14 protein-coding genes are annotated in these 13,479 nt (G+C 75.9%); 11 read left to right on the forward strand and 3 right to left on the reverse strand.

Annotated elements, in window-relative coordinates; all coding sequences use genetic code 11:
* Window positions 1-38: 38 nt before the first annotated feature.
* On the reverse strand, window positions 39-992 hold the full coding sequence (locus IEY96_RS33145; RefSeq protein ID WP_189195462.1) for an MmpS family transport accessory protein: 954 nt from the start codon (window positions 990-992) through the stop codon (window positions 39-41).
* Between the two features lie 305 nt (window positions 993-1,297).
* Between IEY96_RS33145 and glmS the strand changes: the two genes are divergently transcribed.
* Complete coding sequence (glmS, locus tag IEY96_RS15260; RefSeq protein WP_189195463.1) at window positions 1,298-3,211, forward strand: glutamine--fructose-6-phosphate transaminase (isomerizing); 1,914 nt, start codon at window positions 1,298-1,300, stop codon at window positions 3,209-3,211.
* Window positions 3,212-3,276: 65 nt separating this feature from the next.
* Here the strand turns inward: glmS and IEY96_RS15265 are convergent, their stop codons facing one another.
* Together IEY96_RS15265 and IEY96_RS15270 are read right to left on the reverse strand one after the other, a co-directional pair.
* A complete protein-coding gene (locus IEY96_RS15265) occupies window positions 3,277-4,881 on the reverse strand; it encodes an alpha/beta hydrolase (RefSeq protein WP_189195464.1) in 1,605 nt (534 codons plus the stop codon).
* A complete protein-coding gene (locus IEY96_RS15270) occupies window positions 4,878-5,174 on the reverse strand; it encodes a type VII secretion target (protein ID WP_189195465.1) in 297 nt (98 codons plus the stop codon). Before IEY96_RS15270 ends, IEY96_RS15265 begins: the two co-directional genes overlap by 4 nt.
* A gap of 159 nt (window positions 5,175-5,333) precedes the next feature.
* Here IEY96_RS15270 and IEY96_RS15275 point away from each other — a divergent pair, with 159 nt between their 5' ends.
* The 10 genes from IEY96_RS15275 to IEY96_RS15320 all read left to right on the forward strand — a co-directional run bounded on the left by IEY96_RS15275 (window position 5,334) and on the right by IEY96_RS15320 (window position 13,468).
* Window positions 5,334-5,702, forward strand: a complete 369-nt coding sequence (locus IEY96_RS15275) for a holo-ACP synthase (protein ID WP_189195466.1) — start codon at window positions 5,334-5,336, stop codon at window positions 5,700-5,702.
* Window positions 5,703-5,767: 65 nt separating this feature from the next.
* Window positions 5,768-7,237: an NAD(P)H-hydrate dehydratase gene (locus IEY96_RS15280; RefSeq protein WP_189195467.1), complete on the forward strand. Its 1,470-nt coding sequence runs from the start codon at window positions 5,768-5,770 to the stop codon at window positions 7,235-7,237.
* A gap of 106 nt (window positions 7,238-7,343) precedes the next feature.
* Window positions 7,344-8,462 (forward strand): alanine racemase, encoded by a 1,119-nt coding sequence (gene alr / locus IEY96_RS15285; RefSeq protein WP_189195468.1) that lies wholly within the window; start codon window positions 7,344-7,346, stop codon window positions 8,460-8,462.
* Window positions 8,459-9,550, forward strand: coding sequence for an alpha/beta fold hydrolase (locus IEY96_RS15290; protein ID WP_189195469.1), 1,092 nt, complete (start codon window positions 8,459-8,461; stop codon window positions 9,548-9,550). The genes alr and IEY96_RS15290 overlap by 4 nt, the downstream gene beginning before the upstream one ends.
* 114 nt (window positions 9,551-9,664) lie before the next feature.
* Complete coding sequence (tsaE, locus tag IEY96_RS15295; RefSeq protein WP_189195470.1) at window positions 9,665-10,147, forward strand: tRNA (adenosine(37)-N6)-threonylcarbamoyltransferase complex ATPase subunit type 1 TsaE; 483 nt, start codon at window positions 9,665-9,667, stop codon at window positions 10,145-10,147.
* Between the two features lie 61 nt (window positions 10,148-10,208).
* Window positions 10,209-10,910: a uracil-DNA glycosylase gene (gene ung, locus IEY96_RS15300; protein WP_189195471.1), complete on the forward strand. Its 702-nt coding sequence runs from the start codon at window positions 10,209-10,211 to the stop codon at window positions 10,908-10,910.
* A 107-nt stretch (window positions 10,911-11,017) separates the two neighbouring features.
* Window positions 11,018-11,695 carry a tRNA (adenosine(37)-N6)-threonylcarbamoyltransferase complex dimerization subunit type 1 TsaB gene (gene tsaB, locus IEY96_RS15305; protein ID WP_189195472.1) on the forward strand — a complete coding sequence of 226 codons (678 nt, stop codon included), beginning with the start codon at window positions 11,018-11,020 and terminating at the stop codon, window positions 11,693-11,695.
* Entirely contained in the window at window positions 11,692-12,144 is a 453-nt protein-coding gene (rimI, locus tag IEY96_RS15310) for a ribosomal protein S18-alanine N-acetyltransferase (protein WP_189195473.1), read from the forward strand. Before tsaB ends, rimI begins: the two co-directional genes overlap by 4 nt.
* A gap of 5 nt (window positions 12,145-12,149) precedes the next feature.
* Window positions 12,150-13,196, forward strand: coding sequence for a tRNA (adenosine(37)-N6)-threonylcarbamoyltransferase complex transferase subunit TsaD (tsaD, locus tag IEY96_RS15315; RefSeq protein ID WP_091318122.1), 1,047 nt, complete (start codon window positions 12,150-12,152; stop codon window positions 13,194-13,196).
* A gap of 17 nt (window positions 13,197-13,213) precedes the next feature.
* On the forward strand, window positions 13,214-13,468 hold the full coding sequence (locus tag IEY96_RS15320; RefSeq protein WP_091262671.1) for a hypothetical protein: 255 nt from the start codon (window positions 13,214-13,216) through the stop codon (window positions 13,466-13,468).
* The last annotated feature ends 11 nt before the right edge of the window (window positions 13,469-13,479 follow it).

The raw sequence follows: 13,479 nt of genomic DNA on the forward strand, positions 1-13,479 counted from the left end.
CCGGCCCCGCACGACCGCCGCGTCCCCCACCGCCGCCGTCACCAGCCGAAGCAGGTCGCCCCCCACTCGCCCGAGTCCTGTGAGACGACCTTCCCGTTGATGGTGATCCGGCAGCTCGCCTCACCCGAGCCGGTGGGCGTCGCGATGATCTGCACCCGCTCCCGGTCGTTGGCGGTGAACGCCAGCCGCCACGGCGGCGGCACTCCGTCGAACTGGAGGAAGTCGGCGTTGGCGTCGTAGAACTGGACGTCGACGGCGCCGGTGCCGCTCACCTCGTACAGGACCTTGAACTGGCCCGGCCCGCCGGACGGGGTGGTGGCGGGGACCGGCGGCGCGGCGTCCGTGGGATCACCGGCGCGGCCCCCGTCGGGCTCGTCGAACTCCGGGTCGTACGGCTGGCCGGAGCTGGTCGAGTCGTCGACGATGCTGCCGAGCACGCCCAGGCCGACGCAGCCGCAGAAGGCGAGCACCAGGGCGATGACGACGGTCACCACGACGGGCACGACCCACCCGCTGCTCGACGGGCGCGGCGCTGCGGTGGGGTACGCGTAGGGCGGCGGGTAGCCGACCGGGGGCCATCCCGGCGCGGGGGCGCCGCCGGGCCAGGGCGGGGTGCCCGGGGCGCCGGCCGGGCCTGGCAGCGGGGCGCCCGGGGCGCCGGCCGGGTCTGGTGGTGGGGCGGCCGGGCGCGGCATGCCACCCGGGGCCTCTGGTGCCGCCGGGCCCGGCGGGTTCCACGGGGTCGGAGCGCCACCGGATCCGGATGGGCCCCACGGGCCCGCAGTGCCGCCGGGCGCGGCGGAGCCGGGCGGGCCGCCGGGGCTCGGGGTCCAGGGGGCCGGCGCCCAGGGGGCGGGTGGTGCCCAGGGCTGCGGGGCGGCGAGCGGGTCCGGTGGCGTCCAGGTCGTGGGTTCCGGGGCGGCCGGCGGGGCGGTCGGGTCGCTCGGGCCGGTGCTGTGCCCCGGCTCCGGGGTGGGGGTCGTCTCGGACATCGGCTCAGCTCGCAGGGGACGGCGCGGACGACCGCGGGAGGGGCGGGGCCCGGGGGGCGCCCGGGCCAGGGGCCCCTCAATGTACGGCCCGACGACCAGTCCGCACGTACCCGCGCGCGGGGTGCCCGCCCGGGTCCCGGCGGACGCGTCGGCCGCCGGTCCCGTGCCGCGCTTCCGGGTCCGCCGGTCCGCCCGGGTGGTTTGTCCGATCCTCATCATCCGCTCACCGGTTCGCTCAAATTCAGTGATCGTTTACCCGGCTTCCGAGCACGCACGATGAGCGAAACTGGGTTAGGCTGCGGACCATGTGTGGAATCGTGGGATACGCCGGTGCGCGCCCGGCGCTCGGCATCGTGCTGGACGGACTGCGGCGGCTGGAGTACCGCGGCTACGACTCGGCGGGCGTCGCGGTCGTCTGCGACGACGAGCTGCTGATCGAGAAGAAGGCCGGCAAGCTGGCCAACCTGGAGAAGGTCCTGGCCGAGCGGGCCGCCACCGATCCGGAGTCCTGCGCCGCGAGCCCGATCGGCATCGGCGACGGCACCACCAGCATCGGCCACACCCGGTGGGCCACCCACGGCGGCCCGACCGACCGCAACGCCCACCCGCACCTCTCCCCGGACGGCCGGGTCGCCGTGATCCACAACGGCATCATCGAGAACTTCGCGAAGCTCCGCGCCGAGCTGGAGGCCGACGGCGTCGAGTTCGCCAGCGACACCGACACCGAGTGCGCCGCGCACCTGCTCGCCCGTTCCCTGGCCGACCTGCGCTCGGCCGGTGAGGTCGACAGCCCGCAGCTGCTCGCCTCCGCCATGCGGCTGGTCTGCCAGCGGCTGGAGGGCGCCTTCACGCTGCTCGCCGTCGACGCCGGCATCCCCGGCGCGGTGGTCGGCGCGCGCCGCAACTCGCCCCTCGTGGTCGGCCGCGGTGACGGCGAGAACTACCTGGCCAGCGACGTGGCCGCGTTCATCGAGCACACCCGCGACGCGGTTGAGCTGGGCCAGGACCAGATCGTCCTGATCACGCCGGAGACCATCGACATCACCGACTTCGCCGGCCAGCCCGCGACCGGCAAGGACTTCCACATCGACTGGGACTCGTCCGCCGCCGAGAAGGGTGGCTACGACTGGTTCATGCTCAAGGAGATCGAGGAGCAGCCGCAGGCCATCGCCGACACGCTGCTCGGCCGGCTCACCGAGAGCGGCGAGATCGCCCTCGACGAGGTCCGCCTCAGCGAGCAGGACCTGCGCGACGTCGACAAGATCTTCATCGTGGCCTGCGGCACCTCGTACCACGCCGGCCTGGTCGCGAAGTACGCCATCGAGCACTGGACCCGCATCCCCTGTGAGGTGGAGCTGGCCAGCGAGTTCCGCTACCGCGACCCGGTGCTGGACCGGTCCACCCTGATCGTGGTGATCTCGCAGTCCGGCGAGACCATGGACACCCTCATGGCGCTGCGCCACGCCAAGGACCAGAAGGCCCGTGTGCTGGCCATCTGCAACACCAACGGCTCGACCATCCCGCGCGAGTCCGACGCGGTGCTCTACACCCACGGCGGCCCGGAGATCGCGGTCGCCTCCACGAAGGCGTTCCTCACCCAGGTCGTCGCCTGCTACCTGATCGGCCTGCACCTGGCCCAGGTGCGCGGGATCAAGTTCGCCGACGAGGTGGGCGCCGTGGTGGCCCAGCTCCAGGAGATGCCGGGCAAGCTGCGCGAGCTGCTCGACCGGATCGAGCCGGTCCGCGAGCTGGGCCGTGAGCTGAAGTCCGAGCCGACCGTGCTGTTCATCGGCCGGCACGTGGGCTACCCGGTGGCCCTCGAAGGCGCGCTGAAGCTCAAGGAGCTGGCGTACATGCACGCCGAGGGCTTCGCCGCCGGTGAGCTGAAGCACGGCCCGATCTCGCTGATCGACAAGGGCACGCCGGTCATCTGCATCGTGCCGTCGCCGGTCGGCCGGGGCATGCTGCACGACAAGGTCGTCTCCAACATCCAGGAGGTGCGTGCCCGGGGCGCCCGCACCATCGTGATCGCGGAGGAGGGCGACGAGGCGGTGGTCCGCTACGCCGACCACCTGATCTACGTGCCGCGCACGCCGACGCTGCTGGCGCCGCTGGTGACCACGGTGCCGCTCCAGGTGCTCGCCGCCGAGATCGCCGCCGCCCGTGGGCACGACGTCGACCAGCCCCGGAACCTGGCCAAGTCGGTCACCGTCGAGTAGTCGACCCGGTCGCGGCCCCTCCGTCCCACGGCGGAGGGGCCGCGCCGTGTCCGGCCACCGGGCGGTCATCCGCCCAGCACGATCCGGGCCATCCCGTCCAGCGCCGGGTTGCCGGGGTCCCAGTAGCCGGCGTGCCCGTGGCGCCCGCTGGGGAAGCGCCGGCCGCCGAAGCCGGGTGTGCTCGGGTCGGTGCCGAACCAGAGCCGGTCGTCGTGCGGGTCGAGCAGCGCCGCGGCCCGGCCAAGGGGCGTGCCGGCCAGCACGGCCCGGCGGGCCAGCTCCTCGGGTGGCCGGGCCAGCCGGATCACGTCGTCCGGCGCGGTGGCGGCCCAGACCTGGCCGGGCGGCATCCGCAGCTCGGCCGCGTGGTCGACGCCCACGCCGGGGGAGCCGACGAAGACCAGCGCGTCGGCGCCCAGCCCGTGGTCGCGGGCCGCGGTGCCGACCACCAGCGAGCCGTAGCTGTGCCCGAGCACGGTCTGCCGGGCGGGTGGCCCCTCGTGCGAGGCGCGCAGCCCCTCCTGGAACCGGTGCAGGGCCGGACCGGCGTCCTCGGCCTGCCGGTCGCGCGCCGCCTCGGGCAGGAGGTCCGGCGCGTCGTAGTCCAGCCAGAGCACGGCCGCCGCCTCGGTGCCCGGCCCGAGCGCCGCGCACCGGTCCAGCACGCGGGCGGCCCGGCCCAGCTCGGCCGGGGCGTCGGCGAGGTCGGCGGTCATCCCCGGCACGTACGTCAGCACGGCGCCGGCCCGGTCCGGGTTGCCGAGCGCCACCACCGCCCGCCCGTCACCGGCCGGGTCCAGCCCCAGCAGGTACGCCCGCGGCGCCCCCGGGGCGGCCAGCCGCTCGCCGAGCCCGTCGAGGCCGCGCAGCGCCGCCTCCACCCCGGCGAGCCGGGCCAGCCGGGCCAGTTCGAGCGGCCCGGCCGGCAGTGGGCGCAGCAGCCCGGCGCGCCGCTCCAGCAGCTCGGCCCGGCGCCGGGCCAGCAGCAGCCGGTTGGCCTGGTCGCGGGCCGCCACCGGCACCCCGTCGAGGTGACCGACCCGGTCCGGCTCGTGGCCGACCAGCCAGCGGCGCTCGGCCGGGGTGAGGCCGGCCCACCAGCGGCTCACCTCGGCCGGTCCGGCCCCGGGCGCGGGTCGCCGGGCCGGCGGGACGCTCACCCAGCCGGTCGTCGCCGCCGTCGCCAGCTCCGCCAGCCGGCCGGCCGCCTCCCGGTCCGCCGCGCCGGCCAGCGCCAGCGCGCCGTGGATCTCGGTGCCCGCCTGCGCCACGGCCGGGCCGACCAGGGCGGCCGGTCGCGGGTGGGCCGGATCGGGCCGGACCACCCCGGCCCGGTCCACCAGCAGGCCGCCCGCGTCGGCCCGTGCCACGGCGGCGCCGAGCCGGGCCTTGGCCGCGCCCACCCGGGCGGCGAACTCGGCGAGCACCTGGTCGACCTCGATCAGCGCCGGCAGCAGGTCGGTCAGCGCGGTGCGTAGCTCGCCGATCCGCCCCCGCGCGGTGGCGGAGGCCGTGCCGGACCAGCCGGGACGCAGTGCGCCGATCCGGGCGGTCAGCCCGTCGGCCCGGCGCCGGACCGGGCCGCTCAGCCCCCGCCAGGCCGCGCCCGCGGCGGCCCAGGCCCCGGGGTCGGCCCGCCAGAGCTGCGCGTAGCCGATCGGCGTGCTCATCGGGGGATTCCGGCGAGCCGGCGGGCGGCCCGCTCGTCGACCGCCTCGTAGCCGTCGGCGGCGGACCGGACCGCCTCCGCGGTGGCTGCCACCCGGGCGGCCAACGACCCGCACCAGCGCTGCACCGCCGCCTCCAGCTCGGCCAGCGCCACCCCGGCCCGCCAGCCGTCGGCCGGCACCACCAGCCCCGGCTCGGCGGCCGCCCCGCGGGCCAGCCGGTACGCGTCGTCGGCCAGCTCCCGGGCCACCCCACGCAACAGCTCGGGCTCGACGCTGAACGGTTCCTGGCCCATGGCGACCTCCCTGCACCCCGACGGACATCCGGGACGCTAGGGCTCGACGTACCGCCCGCACCGGCCCTGTGGACAACCGGCGGTGCGACGGATCCCGGGTTTTCCACAGGCGTTCTCCACCGCCGATCCACGGCTCCGAGCGCCGGTAGGGTGAGGTCCGTGATCGTGGCTGTCGGCATCGACGTGGTGCTGGTGGACCGGTTCGCCCGGTCCCTGGCGCGCACGCCGCTGCTCGCCGACCGCCTCTTCACCGAGGCCGAGCGCTACACCCGCACCGGCAGCCCGCGCTCGCCGGAGTCGATGGCCGCCCGGTTCGCGGCCAAGGAGGCGGTGGCCAAGGCGCTGGGCGCGCCGGCCGGGCTGAACTGGCACGACTGCGAGGTCGTGCCCGATCCGGAGGGCCGGCCCTGGCTGGCCGTCTCCGGGACGGTGGCCGCCGCGGCGGCCGAGCGCGGGATCAACCGCTGGCACCTGTCGTTGTCGCACGACGGTGGGATCGCGTCGGCCATGGTGGTCGCGGAACGGTGAGCTGACCCGGCGGGCCGGTCGGCCGGTCCGGGACGAACGGGACGAACGGACGGGACGGGAGTGGCATGAGACCGGTGTGGCGGGTCGCGGACGTACGCGCGGCGGAGGCGGGCCTGATGGCCACCCTGCCGCCCGGGGCGCTGATGCAGCGGGCCGCCGCCGGGCTGGCCCGCCGCTGCGCGCTGCTGCTCGGCGAGCGGGGCGGTGTCTACGGCGCCCGGGTGCTGCTGCTGATCGGCTCGGGCGACAACGGCGGTGACACGTTCTACGCGGGCGCGCACCTGGCCCGCCGGGGCGCGGCGGTCGACGCCCTGCTGCTCACCCCGGGCCGGGCGCACGCCGAGGGGCTGGCCGCGCTGCGGGCGGCCGGCGGGCGGGTGGTCGACCGGCCGCCGGCCGTGGTGGACCTGGTGCTCGACGGCATCGTCGGGATCGGGGGCACCGGCGGGCTCCGGGAGACCGCCGACCAGCTCGCGGCCAGCCTGGCCGAGCGCAGCGGGCGGGACGGCACCCGGGCCACGGTGGTCGCGGTGGACGTGCCGAGCGGCGTCGCGGTGGACACCGGGCACGTGCCGCTCACCGCCTCCGGCCGGCCCTGCGCGGTCCGCGCCGACGTGACGGTCGCCTTCGGCGCGCTGAAGCCGGCCCTGGTGGTCGGCCCGGCCGCGCCGCTCGCCGGGCACGTCGAGCTGGTCGACATCGGGCTGGCGCCGTGGCTGCGCGGCACCCCGGCGCTGCGCGTCACCGAGTGGTCCGACGTGGTCGACTGGTGGCCCCGGCTCGGCCCGTCCTCGGAGAAGTACAGCCGGGGCGTGGTCGGCGTGGCGACCGGTTCGGCCACCTACCCGGGCGCGGCGGTGCTCTCGGTGAGCGGCGCGCTGGCCGGCCCCACCGGCATGGTCCGCTACGCGGGCGGCGCCCGCGCGGAGGTGCTGCACCAGCACCCGTCGGTGATCGCCACCGACCGGGTCGCCGACGCCGGCCGGGTGCAGGCCTGGATCTGCGGCTCGGGGCTGGGCACCGGCGAGGAGTCCGCCGCCGCGCTGCGCGCGGTGCTCGCCGCGCCGGTGCCGGTGGTGCTCGACGCCGACGCGCTCACCCTGCTGGTGGACGGCAAGCTGGCGGACCGGCTGCGCGGGCGGGACGCCCCGATCGTGGTGACCCCGCATGACCGCGAGTACGCCCGGCTCTGCGGCGAGTCCCCGGGGGCGGACCGGGTCGGGGCGGCGCTGCGGCTGGCCGCCTGGATGAACGCGGTGGTGCTGCTCAAGGGCGACCGCACGATCATCGGCACGCCGGACGGCCGGGCCTACGTCAACCCGACCGGCACGCCGGTGCTGGCCACCGGGGGCACCGGCGACGTGCTGGCCGGGCTGCTCGGCTCGCTGCTCGCCGCCGGGCTCGCGCCCGAGCGGGCGGCCGCCGCGGCGGCGTACCTGCACGGGCTGGCCGGCCGCGAGGCGGAGCGCGGCGGTCCGGTGACGGCGCCCGACGTGGCGACCGCGCTCCGCCCGGTACTGGCCCGGCTGGGCTGAACGCGCCGGCGGCCGGGTCCACGCGCGGCGGCCGCCGCCGGCGCGGGAGCACACCGGCCGTGCGGCTCAGGGCCACGGTGATCACGGACGGAAGTAGGCTGAGGGCATGTGGCAGTCGGAGGTGCGCGTCGACCTGGACGCGATCCGGGAGAACGTGGCCCGGCTCAAGTCGGGCACCAGCGCCGAGCTGATGGCGGTGGTCAAGGCCGACGGCTACGGCCACGGCATGGTTCCGGCGGCCCACGCGGCGCTCGACGCGGGGGCGGACTGGCTCGGCGTCTGCACCCTCGACGAGGCGCTCCTGCTGCGCCAGGAGGGGGTCACCGCGCCCGTCCTGGCCTGGCTGCTCGCCCCGGGGCTGCCGCTGCACGACGGGGTCGCGGTCGGCGTCGACCTGGGCTGCGCCAGCCTCGCCCAGCTCGACGAGATGGTCGAGGCGAGCCGGCGGGCGGACCGCCCGGCCCGGCTGCACCTCAAGATCGACACCGGGCTGTCGCGCGGCGGGGCCACCGTCGCCGACTGGCCGGCGCTGCTGGAGGCCGCCGCGAAGGCCCAGGCCGACGGCCTGGTCGAGGTGGTCGGCGTGTGGAGCCACTTCGTGTACGCGGACTCGCCCGGCCACCCCACCACCGACCGGCAGTTGGCGGTGTTCCACGAGGGGCTGGAGATGGTGGAGCGGGCCGGGCTGCGACCGCGCTACCGGCACCTGGCCAACTCGGCGGCCACCCTGACCCGCCCGGACACCCACTTCGACCTGGTCCGCCCCGGCCTGGCGGTCTACGGCCTCTCCCCGATCGAGGGCGAGCAGTTCGGCCTGCGCCCGGCGATGACCGCCCGGGCCCGGGTGATGCTCACCAAGCGGGTCCCGGCCGGCACCGGCGTCTCGTACGGCCATGCCTACCTCACGAAGCAGGAGGCGAACCTGGCGGTCGTCCCGCTCGGCTACGCCGACGGGGTGCCGCGGCACGCCTCGAACACCGGCCCGGTGCAGCTCGCCGGCAAGCGGCGGACCATCTCCGGGCGGGTCTGCATGGACCAGTTCGTGGTCGACTGCGGCGAGGACGAGGTGGCCGCCGGGGACGTGGCCGTGCTCTTCGGCAGCGGCGCGGACGGCGAGCCCACGGCCGACGACTGGGCCGAGGCGGTCGGCACCATCAACTACGAGATCGTGACCCGGTTCGGCGGCGTCCGGGTGCCCCGCGTCTACGACGGCGAGCGCGGATGAGCCAGCGGTTCCGGGTTCCGCGGCCGCGGACGGCCGCCGGCCGGGTCGCGGGGCTGGTCGGCGCCGCGGTCGGTGTCGCCGCCGCCGGGCTCGCCGCGGGGGTGGTGAGCGAGCGGGTCCTGGTCCGCCGCCTCAAGGCCGACCCCACCGATCCGTACGCGGACGAGGTGTTCGGCGAGCAGCGGTACGACGAGGCGTACCTGCTGGAGATGCCGCGCGGCACCGACATCCACGTGGAGGTGGTCGAGCCGACCCGGCCGGTCGCCGGGCACCCGACCGTGGTGCTGGTGCACGGCTTCTGCCTGGACATGGGGACGTTCCACTTCCAGCGCAAGATGCTGGCCGCGCGCGGCGACTACCGCATCGTCGCCTACGACCAGCCCGGGCACGGCCGCTCCGGGAAGCTGGAGGGCGGCGACTACGACCTGGCCGCGCTGGGTCACACCCTGCGCCGGGTGATCGACGAGGTGGCGCCGGAGGGCCCGCTCGTGCTGATCGGCCACTCGATGGGCGGCATGACGATCATGGCGCTGGCCGAGCTCTACCCGGAGCTGTTCGGCGACCGGGTGGTCGGCACGGTGCTGATGGCCACCTCGGGCGGGCTGCTCGCGGAGACCAAGCTGGTGGCGCCCGCGCTGCTCGGCCGGGTCGGCGCCCCGATGATCTACATGATGAGCAACGCCACCCGGTACGGCGGCACGGTGATCGACAAGGCCCGCAAGTCGACCTCCAACGTGGCCTGGCTGCTCACCCGCAAGTACGGCTTCGGCACCCCGAAGCCCAGCCCGGCCCTGGTGTCGTACGTCGAGACCATGAACTCCCGCACCTCGGCCGACACGGTCACCCGCTACCTGCGTACCCTGGCCACCCACTCCCGGTTCCCGGCGCTGGCCGCGCTGGCCGGCACGCCGGTGCTGGTGATCGTGGGGGACAAGGACATGATCACGCCGGTGACCCACTCCGAGGAGATCGTCCGGCGGCTGCCGCACGCCGAGTTCGTGAAGATCCACGACAGCGGGCACGTGGTGATGCTGGAGCACGCCGACGAGGTGAACGCGGCGGTGGAGAGGTTCCTGGAGTCGCTGTGAGCGCGAGGAGTGAGCCGGGGTTGCGAGCCCCGCAGTCGCGAGCCGAGGTGGCACTGTGAGCGCGAGGAGTGAGCCGAGGTTGCGAGCCCCGCAGTCGCGAGCCGGGGTGGCACTGTGACCGTCGTGCTGGAGTTGAAGACGGTCGACGACACCCACGAGTTCGGCCGCCGACTGGCCGGGGTGCTGCGCGCCGGTGACCTGCTGCTGCTCAGCGGCCCGCTGGGCGCCGGCAAGACCGCGCTGACCCAGGGGATCGGCGCCGGTCTCGGGGTGCGCGGCGACATCACCTCGCCGACCTTCGTGATCGCCCGGGTGCACCGGCCGGATCCGGCCCGGGGCGGCCGGGTGACCCTGGTGCACGCTGACGCGTACCGGCTGGGGGAGTCGGCCGACCCGCGCGCCGAGATCGACGACCTGGACCTGGACGCCTCGGTGGACGAGGCGGTCACCGTGGTCGAGTGGGGCGAGGGGATGGTCGAGCAGCTGGTCGACGCACACCTGCGGGTCCGCATCGACCGGCGGGACGACGACACCCGGGTGGTCACCCTGGAACCGGTGGGCGGCGACTGGGCGCGGCGGCTGGCCACCCTGGACTGACCGCTGTCGTACCCGCTGCCTACAGTTCCGGGGACCGATCAGACGCGGTGAAAGGTTGCCGATGCCCGACGACGCCCCCATCCTCGACCTGCTGGCGCTCCTCCCCGACGCCTGGCGCGCGGCGCTCACCCCGCACCTCGACCCGGCCCGCACCGCGGCGCTGGCCGAGTTCGTCGCCGGGGAATACGCCACCCGGACGGTGTTCCCGCCGGTCGAGGACCTGTTCTCGGCCTACCGGCTGTGCGGGCCGGCGCAGACCCGGGTGCTGATCCTCGGGCAGGACCCGTACCACAAGGCGGGGCAGGCGCACGGGCTGAGCTTCAGCGTGCGCGAGGGGGTGGCGGTGCCGCCGTCGCTGCGCAACGTCTTCAAGGAGCTGGGCGAGGACCTGGGCGTGCCGAAGCCGGCCGGCGGCAACCTGAGCGGCTGGGCGGCCCAGGGCGTGCTGCTGCTCAACGCGGTGCTCACCGTCCGACAGGCCACCCCGGGCTCGCACGCCAACAAGGGCTGGGAGGAGTTCACCGACGCCACCATCCGGGCCCTCGACGCGCTCGACCAGCGGGTGGTCTTCCTGCTCTGGGGCGGCTACGCGCGCAAGAAGGCGGCCCTGGTCACCAACTCGAACCACGTGGTGCTGGAGGCCGGCCACCCGAGCCCCATGAACCCGCGCGGCTTCCTGGGCAGCCGACCGTTCAGCGCGGCCAACAAGGCGCTCGCCGACGCCGGCCTGCCGACCGTCGACTGGGAGCGCACCGCCGGCTGACCGTCGGCACCGCTCCCCGGCACCGCCGGTCCGCACCTCCGAGCCGAGCGATGACGGGGGAGGGGCGTCACCGGCGGTAACCGGGGCGGCGACTACGCTGGCATACCGTGCTCGTACTCGTGGTGGACTCCTCGACGCCCGCGGTGACCGCGGCGCTGGTCGAGGTCTCGGCGGACGGCGTCGCGGCCCGCGCGCAGCGGTGCACGGTCGACGCCCGGGCGCACGGCGAGCTGCTCGCCCCGCAGGTCGACGCGGTGCTGGCCGACGCCGACGCCCGCCCCGCCGACCTGGCCGCGATCGTCGCCGGGTTGGGTCCCGGGCCGTTCACGGGGCTGCGGGTCGGCCTGGTCACCGCCGCCACCATGGGTCAGGTGCTCGGCATCCCGACGTACGGGGTCTGCTCGCTGGACGGGATCGGCCACCCGGCGGCCGCCGGCGAGCCGGTGCTGGCGGCGAGCGACGCCCGCCGCCGCGAGGTCTACTGGGCCGTCTACGACGGCGCCGGCCAGCGCATCGCCGGGCCGAACGTGGACACCCCGGCGGTCGCCGCCGAGCGGGCCCGGGACCTGGCCGTCACGGTTGCGGTCGGTGACGGCGCCCACCGGTACGCGGACGTCCTCGGCCTGCCGGTCCGGGAGGAGCCCCGCTACCCGGACGCCCTGGCGCTGGCCCGCCTGGCCGCCGAGCGGATCCGCGCGGGCGCCCCGGGCGAGCCGCTCACCCCGCTCTACCTGCGTCGCCCCGACGCGGTGGCAGCCACCGGCCACAAGCCGGTCCTCCCATGAGTCAGGTCCGACTGGGCCGGTTCCGCTGGTGGCACGTCGAGCAGGTGCTGCCGCTGGAGGCGGACCTGTTCGGGGCCGAGCGGTGGTCCCCGGCGATGTTCTGGAACGAGTTGGCCAACGGCCACCACTACCTGGTCGCCACCGACGACGACGGCACGGTGCTCGGCTACGCCGGGCTCATGGTGGCGCCGCCGGACGAGGCGTGGGTGCAGAACATCGCGGTCCGCCGGGACGCGCAGCGCCGGGGGATCGGCCGGCTGCTGCTGGAGGCGCTGCTCGCCGAGGCGGCCCGGCAGGGGGTGCGCAGCACGCTGCTGGAGGTCGCCGCCGACAACGCTCCCGCGCAGCGGCTCTACGCGACGTACGGCTTCGAGCCGATCGGCGTGCGCCGTGGCTACTACCAACCGAGCAACACCGACGCGCTGGTCATGCAGCGCAACGAGGACTGACGAGCATGGCTGACGAACCACTGATCCTCGGCATCGAGACCTCCTGCGACGAGACCGGGGTGGGCATCGTCCGCGGGCACACCCTGCTCGCCGACGCGCTGGCGTCCAGCGTCGAGGAGCACGCCCGGTTCGGCGGCGTGGTGCCCGAGGTGGCCAGCCGCGCCCACCTGGAGGCCATCGTGCCTACCATGGACCGGGCGCTGCGCGAGGCCGGGGTGACGATCGCCGACATCGACGCGATCGCCGTCACCTCCGGGCCGGGCCTGGCCGGCGCGCTGCTCGTCGGGGTCGCCGCCGCCAAGGGGTACGCGGTGGCCGCCGAGAAGCCGGTGTACGGGGTGAACCACCTCGCCGCGCACGTGGCCGTGGACACCCTGGAGCACGGCCCGCTGCCCGAGCCGGCCATTGCCCTGCTGGTCTCCGGCGGGCACTCCTCGCTGCTGCGGGTCGACGACCTGGCCCGGGAGGTCACCCCGCTCGGCTCGACCATCGACGACGCGGCCGGCGAGGCGTTCGACAAGGTGGCCCGGCTGCTCGGGCTGCCCTTCCCGGGCGGCCCGTTCATCGACCGGGAGGCGCGGGCCGGCGACCCGGCGGCGATCGCCTTCCCGCGCGGGCTGACCGCCCCCAAGGACCTGGCCGGGCACCGCTTCGACTTCTCCTTCTCGGGGCTGAAGACGGCGGTGGCCCGCTGGGTGGAGGCGCGGCAGCGGGCCGGCGAGGCGGTGCCGGTGGCGGACGTGGCCGCGTCCTTCCAGGAGGCGGTCTGCGACGTGCTGGTCGGCAAGGCGCTGGACGCCTGCCGGAGCAGCGGCATCGACACCCTGGTGATCGGCGGTGGGGTGGCGGCCAACTCGCGGCTGCGGGCCATGGCGGAGCACCGGGCCGCGAAGCACGGCGTCCGGGTGCGTACGCCCCGGCCGAAGCTCTGCACGGACAACGGCGCCATGGTGGCCGCGCTCGGCTCGCACCTGGTCGCCGCGGGCGTCGCCCCGAGCCGGCTGGACCTGCCGGCCGACTCCGCCATGCCGCTGACCGTGGTCAGCGTCTGAGCCGGGAGGGGACCGACGTGATCGTCCGGATGTGGGAGGCGAAGGCCGAGCCGTACGGCTTCGCCGACCTGATCACCTGGGTCTGCGAGACCGCGCTGCCCGAGTTCGAGCACGAGCCGCTGCACCTGTCCAGCGAGGTGTTCTCCTCCACCGACCACCGCGTGGTGGTGATCTCGAAGTGGCGCAGCAACCCGCGGGAGCTGCCCGAGCCGCCCATGCGGCTGGTCGCCCGGCCGCCGCACAGCTGGGACTTCACGCAGGTCGATCGCTGACCCGGCGGGCC

The sequence above is a fragment of the Micromonospora fulviviridis genome (genome assembly GCF_014648395.1).
Taxonomy (GTDB): Bacteria; Actinomycetota; Actinomycetes; order Mycobacteriales; family Micromonosporaceae; genus Micromonospora; species Micromonospora fulviviridis.

Bases quoted from the DNA above. Each gene is read 5' to 3' on its own strand.
- IEY96_RS15270 (WP_189195465.1), bottom strand. From the start codon at position 5,174: ATGGGCCAGGAACCGTTCAGCGTCGAGCCCGAGCTGTTGCGTGGGGTG.
- ung (WP_189195471.1), top strand. From the start codon at position 10,209: ATGCCCGACGACGCCCCCATCCTCGACCTGCTGGCGCTCCTCCCCGAC.
- glmS (WP_189195463.1), top strand. From the start codon at position 1,298: ATGTGTGGAATCGTGGGATACGCCGGTGCGCGCCCGGCGCTCGGCATC.
- rimI (WP_189195473.1), top strand. From the start codon at position 11,692: ATGAGTCAGGTCCGACTGGGCCGGTTCCGCTGGTGGCACGTCGAGCAG.
- IEY96_RS15280 (WP_189195467.1), top strand. From the start codon at position 5,768: ATGAGACCGGTGTGGCGGGTCGCGGACGTACGCGCGGCGGAGGCGGGC.
- IEY96_RS33145 (WP_189195462.1), bottom strand. From the start codon at position 992: ATGTCCGAGACGACCCCCACCCCGGAGCCGGGGCACAGCACCGGCCCG.
- IEY96_RS15265 (WP_189195464.1), bottom strand. From the start codon at position 4,881: ATGAGCACGCCGATCGGCTACGCGCAGCTCTGGCGGGCCGACCCCGGG.
- tsaD (WP_091318122.1), top strand. From the start codon at position 12,150: ATGGCTGACGAACCACTGATCCTCGGCATCGAGACCTCCTGCGACGAG.
- alr (WP_189195468.1), top strand. From the start codon at position 7,344: ATGTGGCAGTCGGAGGTGCGCGTCGACCTGGACGCGATCCGGGAGAAC.
- IEY96_RS15290 (WP_189195469.1), top strand. From the start codon at position 8,459: ATGAGCCAGCGGTTCCGGGTTCCGCGGCCGCGGACGGCCGCCGGCCGG.